The following is a 23,903-nucleotide window of genomic DNA, read 5'->3' as shown; positions in this document are numbered from 1 at the left end:
CGAGAGTACCGTGATGGTTATCATGGTACGTTAGTGAAGAGTTTCGCATCTGCAGGTCGCCAACGCATGCCGCTAGATCAGCCGCGCAAGTTCGACATACCGGTCCTGGACCGGTTCGTCAGCCATTGCCACATCCGTCACTTCGTCGCCAAGACGCCCGTGGTCAACGCCGGCGACGCCTCCAGCAGCCTGTTCCTGGTGATCGCGGGCTCGGTGGCGGTCATCGTCGAGGACGAGGACGGCAACGAGATCGTGGTGGCCTACCTCAACCGCGGCGAGTTCTTCGGCGAGATGGGCCTGTTCACCGAGGACTCGACCCGCAGCGCCTGGGTGCGCACCCGCAGCGAATGCCAGCTCGCCGAGATCAGCTACGCGCGCTTCCGCGAGCTCGCCCATAACGACCCGGACCTGCTGTTCGCCCTCGCCGGCCAGCTGGTCGCGCGCCTCAAGCGCACCACCCGCAAGGTCAGCGACCTCGCGTTCCTGGACGTCACCGGCCGCATCGCCCGCACGCTCCTGGACCTGTGCCAGCAGCCCGACTCCATGACCCACCCCGACGGCATGCAGATCCGCATCAGCCGCCAGGAGATCGGCCGCATCGTCGGCTGCTCGCGTGAGATGGCGGGCCGCGTGCTGAAGGCGCTGGAGGAGCAGGGACTCATTGGCGCCTCCGGCAAGACCATCGTGGTCTACGGCGCGCGCGTGGACAGCGACGTCACCATCCCCTTGAGCCGCCAGCTCGCCCACGCCCACCGCTGAACGCGGGCCTATAATCCTCGATGCAAAGGGCTGCGCCGCCCGGCGGCGCGGCCCTCACTTTTTTGGAGGACCCATGCCGCAGCCGACCCGCGCCTACGCCGCCCAGTCCGCCACCACGCCCCTCGCCCCCTTCGACTTCGAGCGCCGCGACCTGCGCGCCGACGACGTGGCCATCGACATCCTCTACTGCGGCGTCTGCCACACCGACATCCATCAGGCGCGCAACGAATGGAGCCGCACCCGCTACCCCATCGTGCCCGGCCACGAGATCGTGGGGCGCGTGACCGCAGTGGGCCGGGAGGTAAAGGACTTCAAGCCCGGCGACCTCGTGGGCGTGGGCTGCCTGGTGGATTCCTGCCAGCGCTGCGAATCCTGCCGGGAGGGACTGGAGCCGTACTGCGTGGAAGGCGCGACCTTCACCTACAACAACCTGGACCGGCAGGACCGGTCCGTCACGCGGGGCGGCTACTCCGAGCGCATCGTGGCCTCCCGCAAGTTCGTGCTGCGCATCCCTGAGAACCTGGACATGAAGGGCGCGGCGCCGCTGCTGTGCGCCGGCATCACCCTCTACTCGCCGCTGCGCCACTGGAAGGCCGGCAAGGGCACCCGGCTCGCCATCGTGGGCCTGGGCGGTCTCGGCCACATGGGCCTCAAGTTCGCCAAGGCCTTCGGCGCCGAGGTGACGCTCTTCACCCGCACACCGGGCAAGGAAGCGGAGGCCCGGCGCCTGGGCGCGGACCACGTGGTCATCTCCACGGACCCGGCGCAGATGAAGGCCGTGGCCGGCCGCTTCGACCTCATCCTCGACACCGTGCCCAACGAGCACGACGTGAACCCCTACGTCGCTACCCTGAAGCGCGACGGCACCCTTGTGATCGTGGGACAGATGACCCCGCTGGTGCCGCCCTTGAACCCCGGCGCCCTGGTGGGCGGCCGCAAGTCCGTGGCGGGCTCGCTGATCGGCGGCCTCGCTGAGACCCAGGAGATGCTGGATTTCTGCGGCAAGCACGGCATCGTCTCGGACGTGGAGATGATCCCGATCCAGAAGATCAACGAGGCCTACGAGCGGATGCTGAAGAGCGACGTCCGCTACAGGTTCGTCATCGACATGAGTTCGCTCAAGAGCTGAACAGCGGCTAGGCAAATAGCTCGGCGAGCTTGGCGCCGGGGTCGGGCGCTCTCATGAACGTCTCGCCGATTAGAAAGCCATGCACGCCGTTCCGGCGCATCAGTTGCACATCATCGCGGGTCCGGATGCCGCTCTCGGTCACCACCAGGCAGCCTTCGGGGATGCGGGGCAGCAGCCCCAGCGTCACGCCCGTGTCCGTGTGGAAGCTTGCCAGGTTGCGGTTGTTGATGCCCACGAAGGGAGGCTCGAGGGCCAGCGCCCGCTCCAGCTCTTCCCCGTCGTGCACCTCCAGCAGTGAGTCCATCCCTAAGTCCGAGGCCAGCGCCGCCAGGTCCGCGAGCTGCGCGTCGCCGAGCGCGCGCACGATCAGCAATATGCAGTCCGCGCCCATGACCCGCGACTCGTACACCTGCCAGGGATCGATGATGAAGTCCTTGCGCAGCACCGGCAGCATGCAGGCCTCGCGGCCCGCCGTGAGGCAGGCGGCCTCGCCGTGGAAGAACTCCTTGTCCGTGAGGATGGAGAGGCAGCTCGCGCCGGCGGCGGCATAGCTCCGCGCCACCGCCGCCACGTCCAGCTGCGGGCGCATCACGCCCTGGCTGGGAGAGGCCTTCTTGATCTCGGCGATCACCCCCGCCCGGCCGGAGGCTTGCGCGCTTTGCAGCGCCCCCAGGAAGTCCCGGGGCTCCGGCGCGGACCCCAGCTCGGCCCGCAGCTGCTTGAGCGGGCGCTCGGCGCTGCCGGCCGCCACTTCCTCGGCCTTGGCCTTGAGGATGCGCTTCAGGATGTCCCCGCTATTTTGGGGGCCGCTCATCGCACTGCCTCGACGAACTCTTCCAGCTTGCGCGCGGCGGCGCCGTCCGCGAGCGTGGTCCGGGCCCGCTCCACGCCCTCGGCGAAGGAAGCCGCCACGTCCGCCGCGTAGAGCGCGGCGCCCGCGTTCAGCGCCAGCATGTCCCGCGCCGGGCCGGGCTCGTCGCCGAGCGCGCGCTTCACCAGCGCGAGGCTCGCCTGGGGACCGTCCACCTCCAGCGGGTCCAGCGCCTGGCTCGCGATGCCGAAGTCCTCGGGGCGCACGGTGTAGCTCCTGAGCCCGCCGTCCTTGAGTTCGCACACCTGCGTGGGCGCGGCGAGGCTGATCTCGTCCAGCCCGTCCTCCGAGTGGATCACCAGCACATGGCGGCTGCCCAGGGAACGCAGCACCTGGGCCAGCGGCTCGATCCAGCGTTGCGCGAACACGCCGAGCAGCTGGTGCGGCGTGTTGGCGGGGTTGGTGAGGGGGCCCAGCAGGTTGAACAAGGTGCGCGTGCCGAGCTCGCGCCGCGGCGCGGCCGCGTAGCGCGCAGCCGGATGGTGCGCCGGGGCGAACATGAACCCCAGGCCCACCTTCTCGATGCATTCCACCACCCGCTCCGGCGGCAGTTCCAGCGGCACGCCCATGGCCTCCAGGAGGTCCGCGCTGCCCGACTTGCTCGACATGGAGCGGTTGCCGTGCTTCGCCACGCGCCCGCCTGCGGCGGCCACCACGAACGCGGCGGCGGTGGAGACGTTGAAGATGCGGCGGCCGTCGCCGCCGGTGCCGCAGGTATCCACGAGGTTATGGGTGTCCACCTTGACCGGCATGGCGAGCTCGCGCATCACGCGCGCGGCAGCGCTGATCTCCTCCACCGTCTCGCCCTTGGCGCGCAGGCCGGCGAGGAAGCCGCCGATCTGGATCGGCGTGGCGCCGCCGGTCATGATCTGGCGCATCACCGCCTGCATGGCCGCCTCATCCAGGTGCTGGTGGTCCACGATCTGGCTGATGGCGTCCTTGATGTCCATGTCAGCCTGTCAGGAAGTTGCGCAGCAAGTCGTGGCCGTGCTGGGTGAGGATCGATTCAGGATGGAACTGCACGCCCTCGATGGGCAGCGTCTTGTGCCGCACACCCATGATCTCCTCCATCTCACCGGACTCGTCCTCGGTCCAGGCGGTGACCTCCAGGCAGTCCGGCACCGAGTCCTTGGCGATGACCAGCGAATGGTAGCGCGTGGCCTCGAAGCCGTCCGGCAAGCCGCGGAACACGCCCTTGCCTGAGTGGCGGATGCGCGAGACCTTGCCGTGCATCACCTGGCCCGCGTGCACGATGCGCCCGCCGAAGGCCTGGCCGATGGCCTGGTGGCCGAGGCAGACGCCCAGGATCGGCAGCCGCCCGCCCAGCTCCTTCACAAGGTCCAGGCAGATGCCCGCCTCGTTGGGCGTGCAGGGCCCCGGCGAAAGCACGATGCCCTCGGGTCCCATGGCGGCGACGTCCGAGACGCCCAGCGCGTCGTTGCGGCGCACCTCCACCTCCGCGCCCAGCTCGCCCAGGTATTGCACCAGGTTGTAGGTGAAGGAATCGTAGTTGTCGATCATCAGGATCATACGGAGCCCCTGCCGCCCTCAGCCCGGGTCATCTCTATAGCGTGGAGCAAAGCCCTGGCCTTGTTCAGGGTCTCATGCCACTCGTTCTCCGGCACCGAATCATGCACGATGCCGGCCCCCGCCTGCACGTGCAGCTTACCGTCCTTGATGACGGCAGTGCGGATCGCGATGGCCGTGTCCAGGTTGCCGTTCCAGCCCAGGTACCCAACGGCGCCGGAATAGATGCCCCGCTCCGAGGGTTCCAGTTCGCGGATGATCTCCAGGGCCCGCACCTTGGGCGCGCCGCTCACGGTGCCGGCCGGGAAGCAGGCCTTGAGCACCTCCAGCGGCCCGAGCCCGGCCTTGAGGCGCCCCCGCACCTCCGAGACGATGTGCATCACGTGGGAATAGCGCTCGATCACCATGCGGTCCGAGAGGCGCACGCTGCCGGTCTCCGCCACCCGGCCCACGTCGTTGCGCCCCAGGTCCAGGAGCATCACGTGCTCCGCCCGCTCTTTGGCGTCCGCCAAGAGGTCCTCGGCCAGCCGGTCGTCCTCCTCCGGCGTGCGGCCGCGCGGGCGCGTGCCGGCGATGGGGCGCAGCGTCACCTCGCCGTCCTCCACCCGCACCAGCACCTCCGGCGAGGAACCTGTCACCTGGAACGTGCCGAAATCCAGGTGGTACATGTAGGGCGAGGGGTTCATGACGCGTAGGGCCCGGTACACGTCCAGGGCGGAACCGGAGAACGGCGCCGACAGGCGCTGCGACAGCACCACCTGGAACGCGTCGCCGGCACGGATGTAGTCGCGCACCTTCTCCACCGCGCGGCAGAAGTCCGCCACCTCGAAGCTGGAGCGGAACTGTCCCGCGCTGCTGCCGGAGTAGCCGGCGCGCGAGGGATAGCGGGCCGGACCGCGCAGCCGGGAGGTGAGGTCCTCGAGGCGCCGCTCGGCGCGCAGCAACGCGTCCGGCTGCGCCGGGTCCGCGTGCACCACGATCTGCACCGTGCCGCGCAGGTTGTCGAAGACCACCAGTTCCTCGGCCAGCATCAGGCAGATGTCCGGGCAGCCGAGCTCGTCGCTCGCCACCGCGTCCGCGAGCTGCGGCTCGATGTAGCCCACCGCCTCGTGGCCGAAGTAGCCCACGAGGCCGCCGCTGAAGCGCGGCAGGCCGGGCATCACCGGCACGCGGAACCGCGTGCGGAATGCCTCCAGCGCCGCGAAGGGTTCCTCCGATACCTGCTCCCAGCCGGAGGCGGTCTGCACCCGGGACACGCCGTCCCGCACCGTGAATAGCGCGGCGGCGGTGAGCCCGATGATGGAGTAGCGGCCCCAGGTCTCGCCGCCCTGCACCGATTCCAGGAGGAAGGTGTGGGGCGCGTTCGCGAGCTTGAGGTAGGTGCTGAGGGGGGTGTCGAGGTCCGCGAGCAGCTCGCGCACCACGGGGATGCGGTTGTAGCCGGCGGCCTTTAAGGCGTCAAAGCGCTGTTGGTCCATGGGACGGTCACCCTGAGAGACGGAGGTTGCGATACGGCACGACGCGGACGCGTCAGCGCCATCGCCAGCTGTGGCGCGAGGCCGCGACTGCTCCGTTGCTCAGGAAGACCGTGGAAGACATGGGTTTATGCCCCTTCGAACCGAGCCAAGACATTAACGGCTGGCCGCCGCAGGGGCAAGCCCCGCGAGCCAGGGCGGCAGCTCCGCCAGGCTGTCTAGCTCCACCTCCGCGCCCAGCGCCAGGAGGTCCTCGTCCTGCCGGTAACCGTAGGACACCGCCACCGCGCGGAAGCCCGCGGCCCGGGCCCCCAATATGTCGGCCCGCGAATCCCCCACCATGCAACTCATGGCAGGGGCGACCCCCACCCGCTCCGCCGCGAGCAAGAGCGGGCGTGGATCGGGCTTCAGGGCCGGCACCGTGTCGCCGCTCACCACCGTGTCGAAGCGGCCTCGCACGCCGAGCCGTTCCAGCAGGGGCTCGGTGAACTCGGCGGACTTGTTGGTGACGCAGGCGAGGCGGCAGCGGCCCGCCAGCGCGTCGAGCGCTTCCAGCGCGCCGGGATAGAGGCGGGTGTCCACGCACACTTCTGCCGCGTAGAAGCGGCGGAACGCGGCCCGCGCGTCCGCCAGGAGTTCCGCATCCGGCTCGCCGTCCAGCTTGCCGGTGAGCGCGCGCTTCAGGAGCTTGGTGAGGCCCTCGCCCACCCAGCCCTTCACCTGCTGCACGCCGTAGGAACGCTGGCCCAGGGACTCCAGCGCCTTGTCCACCGCGCGCGCGATGTCCGCGGCGCTGTCCACGAGTGTGCCGTCCAAGTCGAACGCTACCAGTTGGATGTTCATCGGAAAGGGATCAGGACTTGGCTTTGGCGAGTTCCGCGCGCATCTGCTGGACGACGGCGCCATAGTCCTTGGCGCCGAAGATGGCCGAGCCCGCCACGAAGGTGTCGGCGCCGGCAGCGGCGATCTCGCGGATGTTATCCGCCTTCACCCCGCCGTCGATCTCCAGGCGGATCTCACGGCCGGACTTGTTGATGAGAGCCCTGGCTTCGCGCAGCTTGTCCAGGCTGGCGCGGATGAAGGACTGGCCGCCGAAGCCGGGGTTCACGGACATGATGAGCACCATGTCCAGCTTGTCCATCACGTGCTTCATGTAGTCCAGCGGCGTCGCCGGGTTGAACACGAGACCGGCCTTGCAGCCCTGGTCGTGGATCAGCGCGAGAGTGCGGTCCACGTGTTCGCTGGCCTCGGGATGGAAGGTGATGTAGGTGGCGCCGGCCTTGGCGAAGTCCGGCACGATGCGGTCCACCGGCTTCACCATCAGGTGCACGTCGATGGGCGCCTTCACCCCGTGCTTGCGCAGCGCCTCGCATACCACCGGGCCGATGGTGAGGTTCGGCACGTAATGGTTGTCCATCACGTCGAAGTGCACCATGTCCGCGCCGGCCTTGAGCACGGCGTCCACCTCTTCTCCCAGGCGGGCGAAGTCGGCGGAAAGGATGGAGGGGGCGATGAGCTGGGGCATTCCCATGGGGGCACACTTTAACTTAATCACCGGGGGTTTTCAGCCGCGGGGTGCTATCCTGCCCGTCGCACGGCAAATAAGAGGTGTCCGCCCATGCCCGTCGTCGCCATCACCCTGCACATCCTCGCCGTCATCGTCTGGGTCGGCGGCATGTTCTTCGCCTACCTCGCCGCCCGCCCGGTGCTGGCGGAACTGGAGACCCTGCTCCGGGCCCGCATCTGGGCCGGCTTCTTCGGCCGCTTCTTCCCCTGGGTGTGGGCCACCATCGTCGCGCTGCTCGCGAGCGGCATCTACATGGTGTTCAACAGCTTCGATGGCTTCGCCAACGCGCCCCTGTTCGTGAACCTGATGATGGGACTGGGCGTGCTGATGATGGCGCTGTTCGGCCACATCAACTCCGCCCCTTACCCGCGCCTGAAGCGCGCGGTGGAGGCGAAGGATGCTGAGCAGGCGTTGAAGGCCATGGGCCAGATCCGCCGGGTGATGGGCCTGAACCTCGCGCTCGGCATCGTCGTGGTGCTCATCGCGATGTCGGGCGCCTACCTCTCCTCCGACTAATTCAAAGCTGCTGCGCTCGCGACGCTTTGAGCGGCGCTATCAACCGGGCTTCCTGGCTACCAGATTCACCAAGGTCTCAACGCGCTGCCCATGGGGCGGCGGTTTCCTGATGTGCAGCGTCTCCAGGAGACCGAAGTCCGCGGCGCGGCTCCACCACAGGTAGGGATAGGAGACGTTCGCCTCGCCGAACTCGAAGCCGGCGCGGCGCACCATGTCCAGGTACTCCTCGGCCGTGTGCTGCATGTGCATGGGGTGGCGGAAGAACAGCCGGATCACCCAGGAGTGGATGTAGGCCTTGGTGGACTCGGCGACGAGCAGCAGGCCGCCGGGTCTCAGCAGCCGGTTGAACTCCCGGAGCGTCTCCTCCTGCCGCACCAGGTGGTGCAGGGTCTGGTGGCAGAAGATGAGGTCCACGCTGGCATCCGGCAGCGGGATGGCGGCACAGTCCGCCTCCATGAGCTCCGGCGCGAGGCCGAACTTCGCAGCCTCGACCCGTGCCGCCTCCAGGCCATGGGTATCCACGTCGGTACCGATCAGGCGCCTGGGCTTGAAGCGTTCCGCCAGCGGCTGCAGCGCCCGCCCCTGGCCGCAGCCCGCGTCCAGTACCGTGTCGAACCGCGCGCCCGGCTGCGGCAGCAGCCGCGCCAGGTCCTTGAGCGCGCGCTCCACCACGTGGCGTTTCCAGGTGAACGTGCCGAGGAACCAGAAGCCGACGCGGCTCTCCTCGACGTAGTCTTGCGGCTTCTCCATGTGACTCCTACCTTTCCCTAAGATCACCGACTAAATTCTACAAATCCCCTCAGAAGCGTCGCGAGCGAAGGCGGGGCTAGGCGTGCGAGGCGAGCAGGAGGGAGTGCACATTTGAGTGCATGACCGACTGCGAGTCCGAAGCGCAACGACGCCCCGCCGAGCGCAGCAGCTTCTGAGCTATTTTATCCCGCGGGAAGACTTGATCAGGTCGTACGCGACATTGATCTGCTGCACCTTCTCCTGAGCCAGCTTGATCATGTTCTCCGGCAGGCCGCGCGCCACCAGCTTGTCCGGGTGGTTCTCCTTCATCAGTCGGCGGTAGGCGGTCTTGATCTCCGCGTCCGTGGCGGTGGCCGCGACGCCCAGCGTCTGGTAGGCGGCGCCGAGTTCGTCCCGGCGCGCCTCCGGGCTGCGGCTGTCGGCATCGCGCCGGAAGCGCGCCTGGGCGCGGATGAACTGCTCGTACTGGTTGAGCTCGTACACCGAGATGCCGAGGAGCGCGCAGATGCGCTCCAGCACCACGCGCTCCGCCGGGTGCACGGTGCCGTCCGCCATGGCCGCGTGCAGCTGGATCTGCAGGAACATGCCCATGAGGTCGTGGCGCCCGTGGCAGGCGGCGCGCAGGGCCTTGAGTTGCGCATCCAGGTCGAAGTCCGGCAGCTTGCCGCGGTTGAAATGCTCGACGGCGGCCTGGCGCTGCGCCTCGTCCAGGTTCATGTGCGCCATCACGTTGCGCGCGGCCTGGATCTCGTCCGGCGACACGACGCCGTCGGCCTTGGCCACGTGGCCCATCACCGAGAAGGTGGCCTCGAAGAACGCCTGCTGCGAGCGCGCCGAGTCGTGGCCGCTCCAGCCGCCGCGGGACACGCCCACGGAGACGCTCTGGCCGAGCATGGCGCCGATGATGGCGCCCAGCGGGCCGCCGAGGAGGAAGCCGATCACCGCCCCGATGAGCAGGCCGACGAGGTTCATGCGTGGTTTTCCCGGAGGATTACTTCAAGCTGATGCATGTGGCAAGATACGCGCACTTCAAGTGCTGGATTCCCCATGACTGCCGCGCAGACCCCCGTGTTCGAGACCCGCCTCAAAGGCCTGCCGCTGGTGCATCGGGGCAAGGTGCGGGACATCTACGACGCGGGCCCCGAGCACCTCCTGATCGTCACCACCGACCGCCTCTCGGCCTTCGACGTGGTGCTGCCCGACCCCATCCCCGGCAAGGGCGCGGTGCTCACGGGCATCTCGCGCTTCTGGTTCGACAAGACGGCGCACATCATACCAAACCAGCTCACGGACATCGCCGTCGAGAGCGTGGTCAGCGACCCGGCCGAGCGCGCCATGCTGAAGGACCGCGCCATGGTGGTGCGCAAGCTGCGCGCGCTGCCCGTGGAAGCGGTGGCGCGCGGCTACCTCATCGGCTCCGGCTGGAAGGACTACCAGAAGACCGGCGCGGTGTGCGGCATCCCGCTGCCCAAGGGCATGCAGCAGGCCGAGAAGCTGCCCCAGCCGCTGTTCACGCCCGCCACCAAGGCGCCCAAGGGCCAGCACGACGAGAACATCCCCTTCGAGGCAGTCACCAAGCTGGTGGACCCCGCGCTGGCGGAAAAGGTGCGCGACACCACCCTCGCCATCTATGAGTTCGCCGCCAAGTACGCGCTGGAGCGCGGCATCATCATCGCCGACACCAAGTTCGAGTTCGGCGTGGACAAGGCCGGCCAGATGTACCTCATCGACGAGGTGCTGACGCCGGATTCCTCGCGCTTCTGGCCGGCGGACACCTACCAGGCCGGCATGAGCCCGCCCTCCTTCGACAAGCAGTTCGTGCGCGACTACCTGGAGACGCTGGACTGGGACAAGAAGGCGCCGGGTCCGAAGCTGCCCGACGACATCCTGCAGAAGACCGCCGCCAAGTATCGGGAAGCTTACGACAGACTTACACGCTGATGCGTGCCGATTGATCGTCTTCTAACCATCCCTGGTGCGCCTCGCCCCGGCTCACCCGATGATGGAGTCCAGCTTCAGCACGTCCGGGTCGAACAGGTCCGGCCAAAACCACACCAGCGCGATCAGCCCCGCCCCCGCCGCCACCAGCGCGACGCGGTCGGTGACGCGCCGCGAGTCGAGCCAGAACGGCGCCAGGCACAGGAACGCCATCAGGTAGGCGAAGGCGAAGTACATCGCCGCCAGCGCCATGGCCTTGAGCCGCCCCACCGGGTCCCCGCCGAACATCAGCAGCGCCAGCGCGAGCGCCGCGCCCGACAGCACCACGATGGAGTCGCGCACGCTGGCGATGAGCTTCACCATCAGCGTCGGCACGTGGCCCTTGGGGAAGAACGTCACCCCCACGAAGATGAACTCCAGCCCCACCAGCACGATGGTGAGGGAAGCCATGATGATGAGGATGCCAGGGTTCAGCACCCCGGTGACGAAGTTGTAGAACACCGTGTAGGCGCCGGTGTGCATGTGGCGCATCAGGAGCAGCGCCATCAGCGTGATGCACACGTTCACGACGTAGTCGAACAGCGTGCTCTTGATGTCGTGGAAGATGGCTAGGCGGAAGAGCGTGACCACGTCCGCCACGCTGCCGGCGGTGCGCAGCAGCAGGCCGCTATCCCTGACGGCCCGGGTCTGCCCAGGCCGCGAAAATCGAATGAATGACATTGACCCCATCCGTGAGGGCCGCAGGCCCCGGTTGCAGGATGAGGGAAGACTTTATCTCATGCAGCTCCCCGTTGCGCACCGCCGGCACCTCGCCCCAGCCGGGGCGGGCCGCCACCTCCTTGGGCCTGAACTTCTTGCCGCACCAGGAGCCCAGGATGATATCCGGCGCGCGCCGCGGCACCTCCAGGGGATCCGCCACGATGCGGTTCTTGGCGAGGGATTCCCTGGCCAGCTCCGGAAATATGTCGGCCCCGCCCGCGATGCCGATGAGCTCCGAGACCCAGGCGATGCCGGAGATCTGCGGCGTGTCCCACTCCTCGAAGTAGACCCGCGGCCGGCGCGGCAGCCTGGCCGCGGCGGTGCGCAACCGTTCGAGGCCCGCTTCCAGCTCCTCCACCAGCCTGCGCGTCTTGGCCTCGCAGCCGAGCATGCCGCCCAGCATGGAGATCATGCGGAAGATGTCCGCCACCGTGCGGTGGTTGAACACGTGCACCTCGATGCCGAGCTTCACGAGCTCCGCCGCGATGTCCGCCTGCAGGTCCGAGAAACCCAATACGAGGTCTGGCTTCAAGGCTGCGATCTTGTCGAGCTTGGCGCTGGTGAAGGCGGAGACCTTGGGCTTCTCGCGCCTTGCCTGGGGCGGGCGCACCGTGAAACCGGAGATGCCGACGATGCGCGCGTCCTCCTTCAAGAGGTACAGCGTCTCGGTGGTCTCCTCGGTCAAGCAGACGATGCGTTCGGGATAGCGGCTCATGCCCACAGGATATAACGGTTACACTGCATATATGGAGATGGAAGAAGCAACTGCCAGCCACGAGGCGCCTTATACCGGGCTGACTCCCGACGAGGTGCTGAACGCCATAGAAGCCGCCGGCTGGCGGCCGGATGGCACGCTGCTCGCGCTCAACAGCTACGAAAACCGCGTGTACCAGGTGGGCGTGGAGGACGGCAAACCCCTGGTGGCCAAGTTCTACCGCCCGGGCCGCTGGACCGACGTTGCCATCCTCGAGGAGCACGCGTTCACCGCCGAGCTCAAGGAGCGGGAGATCCCCGCCGTGCCGCCCATCGCCCACCAGGACGGCCGTACCCTGCTGCACCATGCCGGCTACCGCTTCGCTGTGTTCCCGCGCCAGGGTGGCCGCGCGCCGGACCTGGAGCGCGAGGAGAACCTGGAGTGGATGGGCCGCTTCCTGGGCCGCATCCATGCCGTCGGCAGGACCAAGCCCTTCCACCACCGCCACGTGATCAACGCCGAGACCTACGGCCGCATCCCGCGGGACTGGCTGCTGGAGAGCCGCTTCATCCCGGACAACCTGAAGCCCCGCTATAAGGAGGTCACGGACCTCTTGCTGGCGGGCATCGAGCGCTGCTACGGGCGGGCAGGGGATGTCTCCACGCTGCGCCTGCACGGGGACTGCCACCCGGGCAACGTGCTCTGGACCGACGATGGCCCCCACTTCGTGGACTTCGACGACTCCGGCACCGGCCCCGCGGTGCAGGACCTGTGGATGCTGCTCTCGGGCGAGCGCCATGAGATGCAGCTCCAGCTCGCGGCGGTGCTGGAGGGCTACGAGCAGTTCGCGGAGTTCGATGCCCTGGAACTGTGGCTGGTGGAACCGCTGCGCACCCTGCGCATGATGCATTACGCCTGCTGGATCGCCCGCCGCTGGGACGACCCGGCCTTCCCCCGCGCCTTCCCCTGGTTCGACGGACCGCGCTACTGGGAAGAGCACCTGCAGGCATTGAGAGAGCAAGTCCCCTTGCTGGATGAGCCGGCCTTGGAAGTCGATGGTGGCGGTAACCGTTAGTGCCAAAAGCGTCGGCAGCTTTTGGCCCCTTTTGGAGCCAGCACCGAAGAACAGATAAAATAGGGGCAACCGCAACGAGCCAAGAACCATGATCCGCCTCGCCACGCTCAGAGACATCGACGCTCTCCTCCCCATCGAGCATCGTTCCTTCCAGACCGACCGCCTCACCCGCCTGGACTTCACCCGCGCCCTCAAGGGCAAGAGCGCCGTGCTGCTGGTCGCCGAGCAGGGCGGCGCGGTCTTGGGCTATGCGCTCATCCGCGTGCGCGGCCGCCAGGCGCACCTGGAGTCTCTCGCGGTGGACCCGGACGCGCGGCGCCTGGGGCTCGGCCGCACGCTGCTGAAGACCGCCGAGCAGGCGGTGCTGGAGCGCGGCGCGCTGCACATGCGCCTGGAGATCCGCGAGGACAACCCTGCCGCCTACGCGCTCTACCGCGCCCTGGGCTACCGCCAGCACGGCACCTGGCTCGAGTACTACGAAGATGAGACCGACGCCCTGCGCCTGCGCAAGGCCCTCACCATCCCCGGCGCCGAGGATGAAGGCTTGGGGATCGGCTAGAGGCCGCGTGGAGCAGCGGCGCGAAGCCCTAAAAACGGTCAAAAACAACGATTTGCGTTAGGATTAAGCATGCTCAAGCGCCTCTCAGATAAGTTCAGCAGCGCCGTCTGGCAGCAGGACGTGTACTCCATGAGCCGCACGCGCCGTGTCCTCACCTTCTGGGTGCGGATGGGCAACGTGCTCATGGACGAGCTCCTCTACGGCGACCTGCGCATCCGCGCCATGGCGCTGGTGTACATCACCATCCTGGCGCTGGTGCCGTTCCTGGCCTTCGCCTTCTCGGTGCTCAAGGGCTTCGGCGTGCAGCACAAGCTGCAACCCCTGCTCGCCAACCTGTTCATGCCGCTCGGCGCCCGCGGCGTCGAGATCGCCGCCAAGGTCATCGACTTCGTCAACAACGTGAAGGCCGGCATCCTCGGCACCGTGGGCCTGGCGCTCCTGCTCTACACCGTGGTCACCACCGTGCGCATGGTGGAGACGGCGTTCAACCACGTGTGGCGCGTGCGCGAGCCGCGGGGGTTCATGGAGGGCTTCGGCCACTACATCAGCGTCATCCTCATCGGTCCGCTGCTGCTGGTGTCCGCCTTCGGCCTCACCGCCACCATCAGCAGCCAGTCCGTGGTGCAGCACATCATCGACCTCGCACCGGTGGGTGTGCTACTGGTGGCCGCCGCCAAGCTCCTGCCCTACGTGTTCGTGATCTTCGCGTTCACGTTCCTCTACATGTTCGTGCCGAACACCCACGTGCAGTTCCGCGCCGCGCTCATCGGCGCCGTCATCGCCGGCGTGGGCTGGGAGGTGGCGGGCTACATCTTCACCGAGCTCTCGGCGCAGTCCACGCGGCTCACCGCCATCTACTCCGGCTTCGCCATCATGATGATGTTCATGGTGTGGCTCTACACGAGCTGGATCATCGTGCTCATCGGGACCCAGATCGCGTTCTACGTGCAGAACCCGGAGCTGGTGCGCTACGGCCTGAAGCACAACGAGGTGGGTGGGCGCACCATGGAGCGGGTGGCGGTGCACATCATGTACCTGGTCGGCCGCGCCTACGAGGAGGGCCACACGCCGTGGTCCCGCGAGCAGCTGGCGCGCCGCCTGCACCTGCCCACCGACCTCATCCTCAACGTGCTGGAACGCCTGTGCCAGCGCGGGCTCCTGGCGGTGGTCTCCGGCAAGATCCGACGCTACATGCCCGCCTACGACATCGCGGAGATGACGCTGCGGGAGGTGGTGATGGCCGTGCGCCGCAACCCCGAGCAGCAGGGCGACGCGGACAAGCACATCAAGACCATCCCCCAGGCGGAGGACGTCATCCGCAAGCTGGACACGGCCGCCAACGAGACCCTGGGCAAGATCACGCTCAAGGAGTTCATCAGCCAGGGCGAGCCGGCGGAGCTTGAAACGGCTACCGTCCTACTCGCCCGCCAGAGCAAGAAAAAATAAGGTAAACGGGTCTTTTGTCACCTGGCGTTGTTCCAAACGCCCTCGAAGTCCTCACGTACACTAAGAGTACGCTCCGGGTTCTCGGCCGTTTGCGCCTAGCCAGGCGCCAAAATCCCTCGTTTACCCCTGCAAGAGATCATCGCCGCCTGAGTCCATGAAAAGCTTCCTCGAACGCAACAAAATCTATTTCGAGATCTTCACCTCGCTGCTGTTCGGCCTCGCCGCGCTGTTCGTCTCCCTCGCCTCCTACCGCATCAGCAACCAGCAGCTGGCCCTGAACTCCCAGGCCCAGCAGCCGCACTTCTCGGTGCAGACGTCCTACATCTTCAACCCCGGCACCCAGAAGTACGACGAGACCCAGCTCTACGTGAACAACGTGAGCGGATTCGCCTACAACATCCACTGCCAGGTCTACAGTTTCATCGCCCTCACCCTCTCGGTGGACGGCAAGCGCGAGACCTCCCTGGTGCCGCTCATCGGCTACTACCCCGTCTCCCACCGCACGGATTCCTCGGTGGGTACCCTGTTCGTGTTCAGCGGCGGCGCCAACAACGCGCGCTACATAGGGCTCGAGAACTCCCTGCGCAACGAGCCCTTGCCCGTCAACAAGAGTTTCGTGGAGAGCAAGCTCGAGAACCTGGTGACCGTCGACTATCTGGACACCACCAACGTGAAGCACACGTCCTACTTCCTGGACGGCGAGGCTATCCCGGAGGACGAGGCCAAAGAAAAACTGGAAAAGTACGAAGCGATAAAACCGCTAGATATCAACAAAGCCACGGCAGGAGACTTTATCAATAGATAAAAAAAGAACTCTAGCACCCCATGCATACTAGACACACATGCTTAGTACTTGGCCTTCTTAACATCTTTGCCTCGTACATCAATCATGCGCTGATAAGAAATATCTATATCCAAAATTGAACATAGACGCTGTTTATCAGCATCCTGAGTCTTGAACATATAAAGGTGGGCAATAACAAGTGACTGCAAAAGACGTTTCACAAATATGTTGCTTTCATTTTCTTCTTTTAAGGCTCTAATATCATCAAATGGAATTGACCCTGGAAAATCAAGGCTTACGGCTATATCTATCAATTCATAAGCATTTGAACCGTTGTTTTTGGCAACCTTCCGCACGACACCCCTAATATATTCTGAATTAACACAACTAGCTGTCTTACAAATAAAGGCGAGTGTCATTAAGCCAAGCATATTAAACATCGCTCGCTTGGCACGATCATTTAATTTTTCATCTTTGAGCGAATCCTCTGATTTTTTTATGGCTCCTTCCATAGTGCTAATTAGAAGCTCTCGTCGCGCCAGTAATTCATCTAGTATCTTCCGAGTTGCTTTCAATGACCCAGAGAAGATTTCGTCCGTCATTAGTTCCTTTTGTGGATTCTCAATTGACGCATAATGGTTCTTTAAGATTTGACCGAGAATTTCGGCTGTCTTAACTGCCAAATTGAGCTGCGCCCACAACTCTAGTTTTCCCACTTGCTCAGTAGCATTCGATTCCTTCTCTATCGGATGCTTCGCATCGTAGTCATCTTGAGCCGCTCTCATCTCCTCTTGTCGTTTCTCTACATCGCCGTCGTGATAGACAAGCTTGGGAGCCTCATTCACAAGCGCATTAAGCAGTTCTGTATCAGTTTCCAGGTCTAGAGCGTTGACGTCCTTAAAAAGATCTTTTAGGACTGTCATAATTGACTCATAGATGAATCGATCCTTCGAATGGTGAGTCAAAAATAAAATAGTGTTGGCATGTTCACGAACGTATAAATGTGAACAATAGTGCTTTATATATGCACGGATGTCTTCTCGCGTAATATTTTCAGACAAATATCGTCCCAAGAAAAAATAAAAATGATATGGATAAGTAAAATGGTAGTAGCTCCCGCGTCTGCTGAGAATTTTTGAAGCAATTAACTCTTCAATGCGAACGCCCAAATCTACCGCAAGGTATTTCTCAGAAAAATCTAAATTGAACTTCTGTAAATCTTCATGACTTAGCTCACGAAGTGAGCCTTGTTTTACGAACCAAGCCAGTTGAGAGCAATAATGGAATAACTCATCGAGACGATCCGGTTTTATTGCCGCTTCATTCAATGACTGAACTATCAAATAATGATAATAGTGTCCAAATGCGCTATTCGCTAAATCGTTCCCTTTTATCGACTCAACGCTTTGTAAAAGCGTGAGCAAATAAATTGGCGCAGAAGGCACATAATTTTTTCCGATAACTTTATTAAGCAGCTCTTCAGCCTTCGCATTTTTCTTTTCAGATTCCGTTAGCTTGGTTAGACGCACATCTCCAAGTGCATTCCATTTCTTTACTAATTGATAGCGCAATTTGTGTCCAAATGCCAATACTTCATATTGATCCCAAAGCTTTGCCAGTGCAGCGAAATCTGACGAGGCAATTTCACTAATCTCAAAGACTTGATCAGATGTCGCTATAAAACCAATATAGCCTCTTAATAAAACTGATAAAGCGGCGCCTTGAAATTTCTGCGGAATCCGAATCTGATCGATGTCATCTAGCAAAAGTATTTTTCTATCTCGCGACGTCTGCTTAAACAAAGCCACATTTGCTGCTCCATACTGTTCTTTAACAGCACGGTCTACCTTTTTTAAAATATCTGTTTCACTAGCGCCATCAATTGAAGCCCCATTCAGATACAGCGGAACCATTCCAAGATCGTGATAGTGAAGAAAAAGTTGAAACAAGAGACTAGTTTTTCCGTATTTTTCATCTCCCCGTAGCAATAAGCCATTCTTAATGCTCTCAACTGTCCGAAGTGTAGAACTACTTAGAATACCTTTCTGTCCTCGACTATCATCATCTCTCTTGCGAATGTCGGGGTATATGAACACGTCGTGCAGTCTAAGAGACTGCTTTGTTGGATGTCGAAAGGTAGCCCCAGGATCATTCAAAATTTCCATAAAGGAGGCTTCAACTACAAACTGATTCGTACTTTTTTCTGGAAGCCTTCTATAGTCTGCCCATGAAGATCCGCCATCTTCAGAAATGTATCGAGAAGAATGCCACTTAAACATGTCGCTTTTAAATAACTTGTCTTCCGTATCGATCAGCACCACATTAAATGATGATCCTGCAAGCTGATCTTTATCATGCGACTGAAGTACGCCCCCCTCTAAATACGCACTTTGCCCAGCAAATAGATCATCGTTGACGCCAGCGCCCTGCTGATGTTCATGGCCAGATAGAAGTAAATTGTATGTTCCTCTTAGAAATCTACGAAACGGATGATAAGTTGCTTGTCCATACCAATTTAACGGGTGATGCATTACAGCTATCCGAAGAGAAGAATCGAGGGACGCTAAAGCGGCGTAACGCTCATAGGGAAAATATAATTTCCCTTGCTCCTCACTTCTTACGGATAACCATGCAACGTTTAGGCAGTCAAAGGTCAGTTCTTTGCCATTCAGGTTGAATTTATAGCGAACCAGCAATCTATCTCCGTAACTCATCTCCAAACCAGAGGACATCTCACTTCTAAAATCAAAAAACTCTGACTGTACATCTGTACAAATTTTGATCTTGTCATCGGTTATTTGCTCACCTTCAGACCTCGCGATTTCGTTAACGACCGTCTCACGTACTGACGGCATACCAGCAGTAAAGTCACAATCATGATTACCGGGAGCCAAAATCCAATGAATTGGAACATTTCGTTCTGCTAGCAGATGTCTTTCAATTTCAGAAAAGAACTTTTTTGCTTCGCTATACTGATCTCGTAGACCACTCCAAGCTATATCGCCTGACACCACAAAAAATACGACATCGGCTTGATGTAAATGAGAAAATATTGACGCTGCTATCAACTGTGCGCGGCTGAGAATACCGTCGGATTTACTCTTAATGTGAATATCGCTTAAATGGACTAAGAGTATTTTCACCTTTTTACTCCAAGTAAATCCTGAGGAGAAAACGCCGCTCGAGCTGTAGAACCACAGCTGCGGCACAAAAATCCGATAACTTCCTTCACGATGTCGACTTCCCTGTGGCCTTACACCTTGCGCGTATGACCTTCAAAATCCTTTCCCCTGCCTTGAGTTTACTCCCGTGAATCAACGCCGCAAGACTGGGGCCCATAGGTCCCTCTTCCCTTCGATAAGAATAGGCATGGAAAACCGTAGGCACCGGTTTCTATTGGAATTTCTGACGAGGGAGAACAAACCACATAGTGAGGGTCAGAAATCCCACAGAACACCTCCAAGGCTCTGCTACATTGAGGCTATGAAAAAACTCAAACACGAAGCTGAACTCACCAAAGAAGCCATCCTGGCCGGGGTGAAATACGCGGAGGGTCGCGGTGCGGTGGTGTTCGAGGCCACCGATTCCCAGGAGGACAAGATCCTCTACATTTACCGGCTACTCGTACATGACAGGAAGATCGCGCCGATGCCGGAGGAACAGGTCTCCCAGCAGTCCATGCGCCACCGGCTCGCGCTCTGGTACGCGCATCAACTGCCGAAGGGACACAAGCTGCTGGAGTGACATATCCCTTATGGTAATTCTGGTCGGTGCGCCCCCGGCAGCGTGCTAGATTTGCCGACTTCAGTCCCCCGCCCGAAAGGAAGCCGCCATGCAGCAGAAGATCACCCCCATGCTCTGGTTCAACGACAAGGCGGAGGACGCCGCGAAGTTCTGGGTCTCCCTCTTCAAGGACGCGAAGATCCTGGAGACCACCTACTACGGCGAAGGCAGCCCGGCGCCGGGCAAGGTGCTGGTGGTGAAGTTCCAGCTGGAGGGCCAGGAGTACACGGCCCTGAATGGCCTGGAGGACAGGCCCTTCTCCGACGCGGTCTCGCTCATGGTCCACTGCAAGGACCAGAAGGAAGTGGATTACTACTGGGACAAGCTGCTGGCCGGCGGCGGCGAGCCCATCGCCTGCGGCTGGCTGAAGGACAAGTTCGGCTTCCGCTGGCAGGTGACGCCAGACGTACTGCTCAAGTACATCAACGACAAAGACAAGGCGAAGGCCAAGCGCGCCATGGACGCCATGATGCAGATGGTGAAGATCGACATCGCCGCCATCGAGAAGGCTTATAAAGGTTAGCTCCAAAAGAAAGGCGGGCTTGCGCCCGCCTCCATTCGTCCATCGGCAAGTCCCGTCAGAAGCGATAGGTGAGACCCAACGCGATCACGGGATAGGTCTTGAAGCTGTTCACGTCGTCCTGCACCTTGGCCTGCTCCGCCGCGAGGTCGCTGCCCGTCAGCGCCAGTCCTCTGACTTGTAGTTCAGCATCAGCACGTCTTCGCCTTCCTTAGGCTGGAAGTCCGCAGGCTTGAGGTCGTGGGTCGGGCACCCGTCCGCCTCGCTGCGCTTGATGCCATCCTGCATCGCGGCGAGCAGGCTTTGGGGCGTGACGTTATCACCCACGTAGGCGGTGACGTTCTGGCAGTCACCCTCGTTCAGGATGTGGATCAAGGGCACCACTTGCCGGGCAGCCTGGTCCCCTACCTGCCTGAGCATATCTTCGGCCTTGGCCGCATCGGTGATCCGGATCTCGATGAGGTAGAGCTGCTTGTAGAACATGTAGCCCGCCGACGCCAACGGACGGCCATCGCCGTTCATGGTCAGCAGCAAGCGGCGCCCCGGCAGCGTACTGCCGTCGGCCTCGGTCACCGGGAAGTCGCTCTCGTCCGTGAACTTAAGGTCCTCGTACTTGCCGGCCTTGGTGGCGGCCTGGATCTCGTAGCGCATCCGCTCGTCGCCGGCCTTGAGGCCCTGTGCCTGGGATCCACGTCCCAGCACGAATACGAAGAAGTCGATCCGCGCCTCGGGCAACGCCTTGGAACGGTAAGTCATCTGCACGCCGTTCGGCGCGTCCGGATAGACGTATTTCTGATAGAGCTCGAGGTCGGCCGTCTCGCCCGGGAAGAACACCGCGCTGCGGGTTATGAGCGGCTTCTCACTCTTCTGTTCGCCGCCCGGAGCGGCGGCGGCTTCTTGCTTGTGCCCCTGCGAAGCGCAAGCGGCCAGCGATAACGCGCCCACGAGGCACGCAAGACGGATCACCCTGCTGGAACGGTCCATGCATCACTCCCCATTTTCCCATCGGTGCCGTGCTCAGGCCGCGGTGGCGCGCCTGAAGATATCTTCCACTTCGACCTGCATGAGGCAGTTGAGATGCCCCAGCGGGCAGGTACGCTCGAAGCAGGGACTGCAGGAGAGGCGCAGGTACACCACGCTGGCCTTGCCGGTGAGGGGCGGCGTGTAGTCCGGGCTCGATGAACCGTAGATCGCCACCAGCCGCACGCCCACCGCCGCGGCCATGTGCATGAGCCCCGAGTCGTTGGTCACGGCGCACTCGGCGAGCGCCATGAGGTCCAGCGCGTCCGCGAGCTTGGTGGCGCCGCAGAGGTTCACCACGCCCTCCTCGCCCGCCACCGCCTGGATCGCAGCACCGAGCTCGTGCTCCTTGGCGGAACCGAAGATCCACACCTGCCGTCCTGCGGCCTTGAGGCGCCGGGCGAGCTCGCCGTAGCGCGCAGGCGGCCAGCGCTTGGACTCGCCATACTCGGCGCCCGGCAGCAGCGCCACGACGGGCCTGTCCAGGTTAAGGCGGTTCAGGTCCACCAGCAGGCGCTGGTTGTCCTTGTCGACCCTGAGCTTCGGCTGCGGGATCGCGGGCGGCAGCGGCGCGCCCTGCGGCAGGCCCAGCGCCACGTAACGCTGCACCGTCTGGGTGAGTACCTTCTTGTCCAGCTTGCGCATGTCGTTGATGAGGCCGTAGCGCAGCTCGCCCCGATAACCTGTGCGGATGGGGATGTTGGCGAAGGCCGGCACCAGGGCTGACTTCCAGGAGCGCGGCAGCACGACGGCCCGCTGGTAACGGCCGTAGAGCGTTACTCCTAAGCGCCGGCGCACGCCCCAGCCGAGTTCGCCGTGTTCCAGCGGCAGGTTCACGGCGGAGGCCACCTCCGGCATGCGCGCCAGCAGCGGCCGCGACCAGGTGGGAGCCAGCACGTCTATCGCAGCGTCGGGGAAGCGAGCCTTGAGCGTGATGAACAGGCTCTGGGCCATGACCATGTCGCCGACCCAGGCGGGCCCGACGACCAATATCCGATTGCCAGCCATCAGCGGCTTACTTGTTCAACCACTGCATGTACTTCTCGACGCCCTGCTCCACCGTCATGAACGGGTGGTCGCAGCCGGTGGCGCGGAGCTGCGTGAGGTCCGCCTCGGTGTAGCTCTGGTAGCGGCCCTTGAGCACGTCCGGGAAGGGGATGTACTCGACCTTGCCCTTGCCGTGATGCTTGATGACGGCCTTGGCCACGTCGTTGAAGGGCTGGGCGCGGCCGGTGCCGAGGTTGAAGATGCCCGAGCACTTGGGGTGGTCCCAGAACCACAGGTTCACGGCGCAGACGTCGTCCACGTGGATGAAGTCGCGGCGCTGCTCGCCGTCGCCGTAGCCGTCGCTGCCCTCGAACAGCCGGCACTTGCCGGTCTCGAGTATCTGGTTGTTGAAGTGGAAGGCGGTGCTCGCCATCTTGCCCTTGTGCTGCTCGCGCGGGCCATACACGTTGAAGTAGCGGAAGCCCACCACCTGGCCCTTGAGGCCGCTCTTCATGCGGCGGCGCACGTACTGGTCGAACAGGAACTTGGAGTAGCCGTACACGTTGAGCGGCGCCTCGTGTCCCCGTTCCTCCTTGAACACCTTGCCGCCGCCGTACACCGCCGCCGAGGAGGCGTAGATGAAGGGAATGTTGCGGGCCTGGCAGTAGTCCAGCAGCGCCTTGGAGTAATCGTAGTTGACGGACATCATGTAGCGTCCGTCCCACTCGGTGGTGTCGGAGCAGGCGCCGTTGTGGAACACCGCCTCCACCGGCCCGAAGCTGTGGTTGGAGAGGAGCTGCTGCAGGAACGCGTCCTTGTCCCGGTAGTCCGCGATCTCGGCCTCGGCCAGGTTCTTGAACTTGGTGCCGTCCTTGAGGTCGTCCACCACCATGATGTCGGAGTGGCCGCGCGCGTTCAGCGCCAGAACCAGGTTGGAACCCACGAAGCCCGCGCCGCCGGTGACGATGATCATGCGCCGTCTCTTTTGGAATAGATGACCATGTATTTATAGAATACCCCGTTCGCCTCCGACACGGAGATGAGCACTCCGCGCCAGCCGTCCAGGATGCCGAGCCGCAAAAGGTAGCTGCGGATGAAGGCCCACAGGGTCTTCAGCAGGATCACGGCGGGATGGTAGGTCCGGGTGGATTCCGCCGCCTTCAGCATGGTGTAGCGGTGCATCTTCACCAGGAAGTCCCCTGCGTCGCCCATGGGGGCGTGCTTCAGGGTCCCGGAGAGCCGCGCCGGCGCCTCGCCTGCCTTGAGTTCCACCTTCTCGTGCACCGCCGCGTCGGTGAAGGCATGGGTCTTGCGGTCGTATAGCCGCACCAGCCACTGGCTGCCCCAGCCCGAATGCCGCACCCGCTTGCCCAACAGGTAGTTCTGCCGTTCGACCGCATACACCACGGCGGCATCCGAGAGCGTCAGGCCGTCCAGGGCCGCAAGCAGCGCCTCGTCCGGCACCTCGTCCGCGTCGATGGAGAACACCCAGTCGTTCTGCGCGAGCCTCGCAGCGTTGTTCCGGGTGCGCCCGAAGCCCGCGAACTCGCCCTGGTGGATGCGCACGTTGGGATAGCGCCGGGCCACGTCGAGGGTGTTGTCCTTCGAACCGTTGTCGAAGACCACCACTTCGCCGAAGCGCTTGAGGCCGTCCAACGTGGCGGCCAGGGAGGCCTCCGCGTCGCGGACCATCAGCACGGCAGAGATGCGGGAAAGCGCGTTGATGAGAGGGCCTCCCGCGGAA

The 23,903-nt window shown here is 63.0% G+C and carries 25 protein-coding genes; 10 read left to right on the top strand and 15 right to left on the bottom strand.

Translation table 11 applies throughout. From position 1 onward, the window contains the following. Window positions 1-66: 66 nt before the first annotated feature. A complete protein-coding gene (gene crp / locus VF651_06560) occupies window positions 67-759 on the top strand; it encodes a cAMP-activated global transcriptional regulator CRP (protein HEX7965363.1) in 693 nt (230 codons plus the stop codon). A 73-nt stretch (window positions 760-832) separates the two neighbouring features. Then, window positions 833-1,888 carry an NAD(P)-dependent alcohol dehydrogenase gene (locus VF651_06555; protein HEX7965362.1) on the top strand — a complete coding sequence of 352 codons (1,056 nt, stop codon included), beginning with the start codon at window positions 833-835 and terminating at the stop codon, window positions 1,886-1,888. Between the two features lie 7 nt (window positions 1,889-1,895). Here VF651_06555 and trpC read toward each other — a convergent pair whose 3' ends face one another. The 6 genes from trpC to rpe form a co-directional block, all read right to left on the bottom strand. Beyond that, entirely contained in the window at window positions 1,896-2,702 is an 807-nt protein-coding gene (gene trpC / locus VF651_06550; GenBank protein HEX7965361.1) for an indole-3-glycerol phosphate synthase TrpC, read from the bottom strand. After that, window positions 2,699-3,709: an anthranilate phosphoribosyltransferase gene (gene trpD / locus VF651_06545; GenBank protein ID HEX7965360.1), complete on the bottom strand. Its 1,011-nt coding sequence runs from the start codon at window positions 3,707-3,709 to the stop codon at window positions 2,699-2,701. The genes trpC and trpD overlap by 4 nt, the downstream gene beginning before the upstream one ends. A gap of 1 nt (window position 3,710) precedes the next feature. Further along, on the bottom strand, window positions 3,711-4,289 hold the full coding sequence (locus VF651_06540; protein HEX7965359.1) for an aminodeoxychorismate/anthranilate synthase component II: 579 nt from the start codon (window positions 4,287-4,289) through the stop codon (window positions 3,711-3,713). Next, window positions 4,286-5,764: an anthranilate synthase component I gene (gene trpE, locus VF651_06535; GenBank protein ID HEX7965358.1), complete on the bottom strand. Its 1,479-nt coding sequence runs from the start codon at window positions 5,762-5,764 to the stop codon at window positions 4,286-4,288. The genes VF651_06540 and trpE overlap by 4 nt, the downstream gene beginning before the upstream one ends. Before the next feature lie 153 nt (window positions 5,765-5,917). Then, entirely contained in the window at window positions 5,918-6,604 is a 687-nt protein-coding gene (locus tag VF651_06530; GenBank protein HEX7965357.1) for a phosphoglycolate phosphatase, read from the bottom strand. Window positions 6,605-6,614: 10 nt separating this feature from the next. Next, window positions 6,615-7,292 (bottom strand): ribulose-phosphate 3-epimerase, encoded by a 678-nt coding sequence (rpe, locus tag VF651_06525; protein HEX7965356.1) that lies wholly within the window; start codon window positions 7,290-7,292, stop codon window positions 6,615-6,617. 87 nt (window positions 7,293-7,379) lie between these two features. On the opposite strand from rpe, the gene VF651_06520 reads away from it, so the two are divergent. After that, window positions 7,380-7,844, top strand: coding sequence for a CopD family protein (locus VF651_06520; GenBank protein ID HEX7965355.1), 465 nt, complete (start codon window positions 7,380-7,382; stop codon window positions 7,842-7,844). 39 nt (window positions 7,845-7,883) lie between these two features. On the opposite strand, the gene VF651_06515 is transcribed toward VF651_06520, so the two are convergent. Both VF651_06515 and djlA read right to left on the bottom strand, forming a co-directional pair. Beyond that, window positions 7,884-8,594 carry a class I SAM-dependent methyltransferase gene (locus tag VF651_06515; protein ID HEX7965354.1) on the bottom strand — a complete coding sequence of 237 codons (711 nt, stop codon included), beginning with the start codon at window positions 8,592-8,594 and terminating at the stop codon, window positions 7,884-7,886. Window positions 8,595-8,771: 177 nt separating this feature from the next. Beyond that, complete coding sequence (gene djlA, locus VF651_06510; protein ID HEX7965353.1) at window positions 8,772-9,566, bottom strand: co-chaperone DjlA; 795 nt, start codon at window positions 9,564-9,566, stop codon at window positions 8,772-8,774. A gap of 75 nt (window positions 9,567-9,641) precedes the next feature. Here djlA and VF651_06505 point away from each other — a divergent pair, with 75 nt between their 5' ends. After that, window positions 9,642-10,535, top strand: coding sequence for a phosphoribosylaminoimidazolesuccinocarboxamide synthase (locus VF651_06505; protein ID HEX7965352.1), 894 nt, complete (start codon window positions 9,642-9,644; stop codon window positions 10,533-10,535). 51 nt (window positions 10,536-10,586) lie between these two features. On the opposite strand, the gene VF651_06500 is transcribed toward VF651_06505, so the two are convergent. Both VF651_06500 and VF651_06495 read right to left on the bottom strand, forming a co-directional pair. After that, on the bottom strand, window positions 10,587-11,252 hold the full coding sequence (locus tag VF651_06500; GenBank protein HEX7965351.1) for a hypothetical protein: 666 nt from the start codon (window positions 11,250-11,252) through the stop codon (window positions 10,587-10,589). Next, window positions 11,200-12,006 carry a cobalamin-binding protein gene (locus tag VF651_06495; protein HEX7965350.1) on the bottom strand — a complete coding sequence of 269 codons (807 nt, stop codon included), beginning with the start codon at window positions 12,004-12,006 and terminating at the stop codon, window positions 11,200-11,202. Before VF651_06495 ends, VF651_06500 begins: the two co-directional genes overlap by 53 nt. Window positions 12,007-12,043: 37 nt before the next feature. Here VF651_06495 and VF651_06490 point away from each other — a divergent pair, with 37 nt between their 5' ends. From VF651_06490 to VF651_06475, 4 genes are all read left to right on the top strand, one after another. Next, window positions 12,044-13,060, top strand: coding sequence for a serine/threonine protein kinase (locus VF651_06490; protein HEX7965349.1), 1,017 nt, complete (start codon window positions 12,044-12,046; stop codon window positions 13,058-13,060). An 88-nt stretch (window positions 13,061-13,148) separates the two neighbouring features. After that, entirely contained in the window at window positions 13,149-13,619 is a 471-nt protein-coding gene (gene rimI, locus VF651_06485; GenBank protein HEX7965348.1) for a ribosomal protein S18-alanine N-acetyltransferase, read from the top strand. Window positions 13,620-13,688: 69 nt separating this feature from the next. Next, entirely contained in the window at window positions 13,689-15,065 is a 1,377-nt protein-coding gene (locus VF651_06480) for a YhjD/YihY/BrkB family envelope integrity protein (protein HEX7965347.1), read from the top strand. Between the two features lie 154 nt (window positions 15,066-15,219). Continuing rightward, complete coding sequence (locus tag VF651_06475) at window positions 15,220-15,870, top strand: hypothetical protein (protein ID HEX7965346.1); 651 nt, start codon at window positions 15,220-15,222, stop codon at window positions 15,868-15,870. A 41-nt stretch (window positions 15,871-15,911) separates the two neighbouring features. Here the strand turns inward: VF651_06475 and VF651_06470 are convergent, their stop codons facing one another. Further along, window positions 15,912-19,058, bottom strand: a complete 3,147-nt coding sequence (locus tag VF651_06470) for a metallophosphoesterase (GenBank protein ID HEX7965345.1) — start codon at window positions 19,056-19,058, stop codon at window positions 15,912-15,914. 274 nt (window positions 19,059-19,332) lie between these two features. On the opposite strand from VF651_06470, the gene VF651_06465 reads away from it, so the two are divergent. After that, the gene (locus tag VF651_06465) at window positions 19,333-19,593 is read left to right on the top strand and encodes a DUF5062 family protein (protein HEX7965344.1); all 261 of its coding nucleotides are present in this window, start codon (window positions 19,333-19,335) and stop codon (window positions 19,591-19,593) included. An 88-nt stretch (window positions 19,594-19,681) separates the two neighbouring features. Continuing rightward, complete coding sequence (locus tag VF651_06460; protein HEX7965343.1) at window positions 19,682-20,155, top strand: VOC family protein; 474 nt, start codon at window positions 19,682-19,684, stop codon at window positions 20,153-20,155. A gap of 156 nt (window positions 20,156-20,311) precedes the next feature. Here the strand turns inward: VF651_06460 and VF651_06455 are convergent, their stop codons facing one another. From VF651_06455 to VF651_06440, 4 genes are read right to left on the bottom strand one after another with little or no spacing between them, the layout of a single operon-like run. Beyond that, a complete protein-coding gene (locus VF651_06455) occupies window positions 20,312-21,136 on the bottom strand; it encodes a hypothetical protein (protein HEX7965342.1) in 825 nt (274 codons plus the stop codon). Between the two features lie 33 nt (window positions 21,137-21,169). Continuing rightward, window positions 21,170-22,180, bottom strand: coding sequence for a lipopolysaccharide heptosyltransferase II (gene waaF / locus VF651_06450; protein HEX7965341.1), 1,011 nt, complete (start codon window positions 22,178-22,180; stop codon window positions 21,170-21,172). Window positions 22,181-22,187: 7 nt separating this feature from the next. After that, window positions 22,188-23,132, bottom strand: coding sequence for an ADP-glyceromanno-heptose 6-epimerase (gene rfaD, locus VF651_06445; protein ID HEX7965340.1), 945 nt, complete (start codon window positions 23,130-23,132; stop codon window positions 22,188-22,190). Continuing rightward, window positions 23,129-23,851: a glycosyltransferase family 2 protein gene (locus VF651_06440; GenBank protein HEX7965339.1), complete on the bottom strand. Its 723-nt coding sequence runs from the start codon at window positions 23,849-23,851 to the stop codon at window positions 23,129-23,131. Before VF651_06440 ends, rfaD begins: the two co-directional genes overlap by 4 nt. Between the last annotated feature and the right edge of the window lie 52 nt (window positions 23,852-23,903).

It is taken from the genome of Gammaproteobacteria bacterium (assembly GCA_036383255.1).
Taxonomy (GTDB): Bacteria; Pseudomonadota; Gammaproteobacteria; order Natronospirales; family REEB76; genus DASUBN01.
Note: the sequence above shows the minus strand (reverse complement) of the source record. Positions and strands in the feature narration are given on the sequence as shown.

Bases quoted from the DNA above. Each gene is read 5' to 3' on its own strand.
- VF651_06490 (HEX7965349.1), top strand. From the start codon at position 12,044: ATGGAAGAAGCAACTGCCAGCCACGAGGCGCCTTATACCGGGCTGACT.
- trpC (HEX7965361.1), bottom strand. From the start codon at position 2,702: ATGAGCGGCCCCCAAAATAGCGGGGACATCCTGAAGCGCATCCTCAAG.
- VF651_06505 (HEX7965352.1), top strand. From the start codon at position 9,642: ATGACTGCCGCGCAGACCCCCGTGTTCGAGACCCGCCTCAAAGGCCTG.
- waaF (HEX7965341.1), bottom strand. From the start codon at position 22,180: ATGGCTGGCAATCGGATATTGGTCGTCGGGCCCGCCTGGGTCGGCGAC.
- VF651_06520 (HEX7965355.1), top strand. From the start codon at position 7,380: ATGCCCGTCGTCGCCATCACCCTGCACATCCTCGCCGTCATCGTCTGG.
- VF651_06465 (HEX7965344.1), top strand. From the start codon at position 19,333: ATGAAAAAACTCAAACACGAAGCTGAACTCACCAAAGAAGCCATCCTG.
- VF651_06495 (HEX7965350.1), bottom strand. From the start codon at position 12,006: ATGAGCCGCTATCCCGAACGCATCGTCTGCTTGACCGAGGAGACCACC.
- VF651_06540 (HEX7965359.1), bottom strand. From the start codon at position 4,289: ATGATCCTGATGATCGACAACTACGATTCCTTCACCTACAACCTGGTG.
- VF651_06440 (HEX7965339.1), bottom strand. From the start codon at position 23,851: ATGGTCCGCGACGCGGAGGCCTCCCTGGCCGCCACGTTGGACGGCCTC.
- VF651_06530 (HEX7965357.1), bottom strand. From the start codon at position 6,604: ATGAACATCCAACTGGTAGCGTTCGACTTGGACGGCACACTCGTGGAC.
- VF651_06455 (HEX7965342.1), bottom strand. From the start codon at position 21,136: ATGGACCGTTCCAGCAGGGTGATCCGTCTTGCGTGCCTCGTGGGCGCG.
- trpD (HEX7965360.1), bottom strand. From the start codon at position 3,709: ATGGACATCAAGGACGCCATCAGCCAGATCGTGGACCACCAGCACCTG.
- crp (HEX7965363.1), top strand. From the start codon at position 67: ATGCCGCTAGATCAGCCGCGCAAGTTCGACATACCGGTCCTGGACCGG.
- VF651_06460 (HEX7965343.1), top strand. From the start codon at position 19,682: ATGCAGCAGAAGATCACCCCCATGCTCTGGTTCAACGACAAGGCGGAG.
- VF651_06475 (HEX7965346.1), top strand. From the start codon at position 15,220: ATGAAAAGCTTCCTCGAACGCAACAAAATCTATTTCGAGATCTTCACC.
- VF651_06515 (HEX7965354.1), bottom strand. From the start codon at position 8,594: ATGGAGAAGCCGCAAGACTACGTCGAGGAGAGCCGCGTCGGCTTCTGG.
- VF651_06555 (HEX7965362.1), top strand. From the start codon at position 833: ATGCCGCAGCCGACCCGCGCCTACGCCGCCCAGTCCGCCACCACGCCC.
- trpE (HEX7965358.1), bottom strand. From the start codon at position 5,764: ATGGACCAACAGCGCTTTGACGCCTTAAAGGCCGCCGGCTACAACCGC.
- VF651_06480 (HEX7965347.1), top strand. From the start codon at position 13,689: ATGCTCAAGCGCCTCTCAGATAAGTTCAGCAGCGCCGTCTGGCAGCAG.
- djlA (HEX7965353.1), bottom strand. From the start codon at position 9,566: ATGAACCTCGTCGGCCTGCTCATCGGGGCGGTGATCGGCTTCCTCCTC.
- rfaD (HEX7965340.1), bottom strand. From the start codon at position 23,132: ATGATCATCGTCACCGGCGGCGCGGGCTTCGTGGGTTCCAACCTGGTT.
- rpe (HEX7965356.1), bottom strand. From the start codon at position 7,292: ATGGGAATGCCCCAGCTCATCGCCCCCTCCATCCTTTCCGCCGACTTC.
- rimI (HEX7965348.1), top strand. From the start codon at position 13,149: ATGATCCGCCTCGCCACGCTCAGAGACATCGACGCTCTCCTCCCCATC.
- VF651_06500 (HEX7965351.1), bottom strand. From the start codon at position 11,252: ATGTCATTCATTCGATTTTCGCGGCCTGGGCAGACCCGGGCCGTCAGG.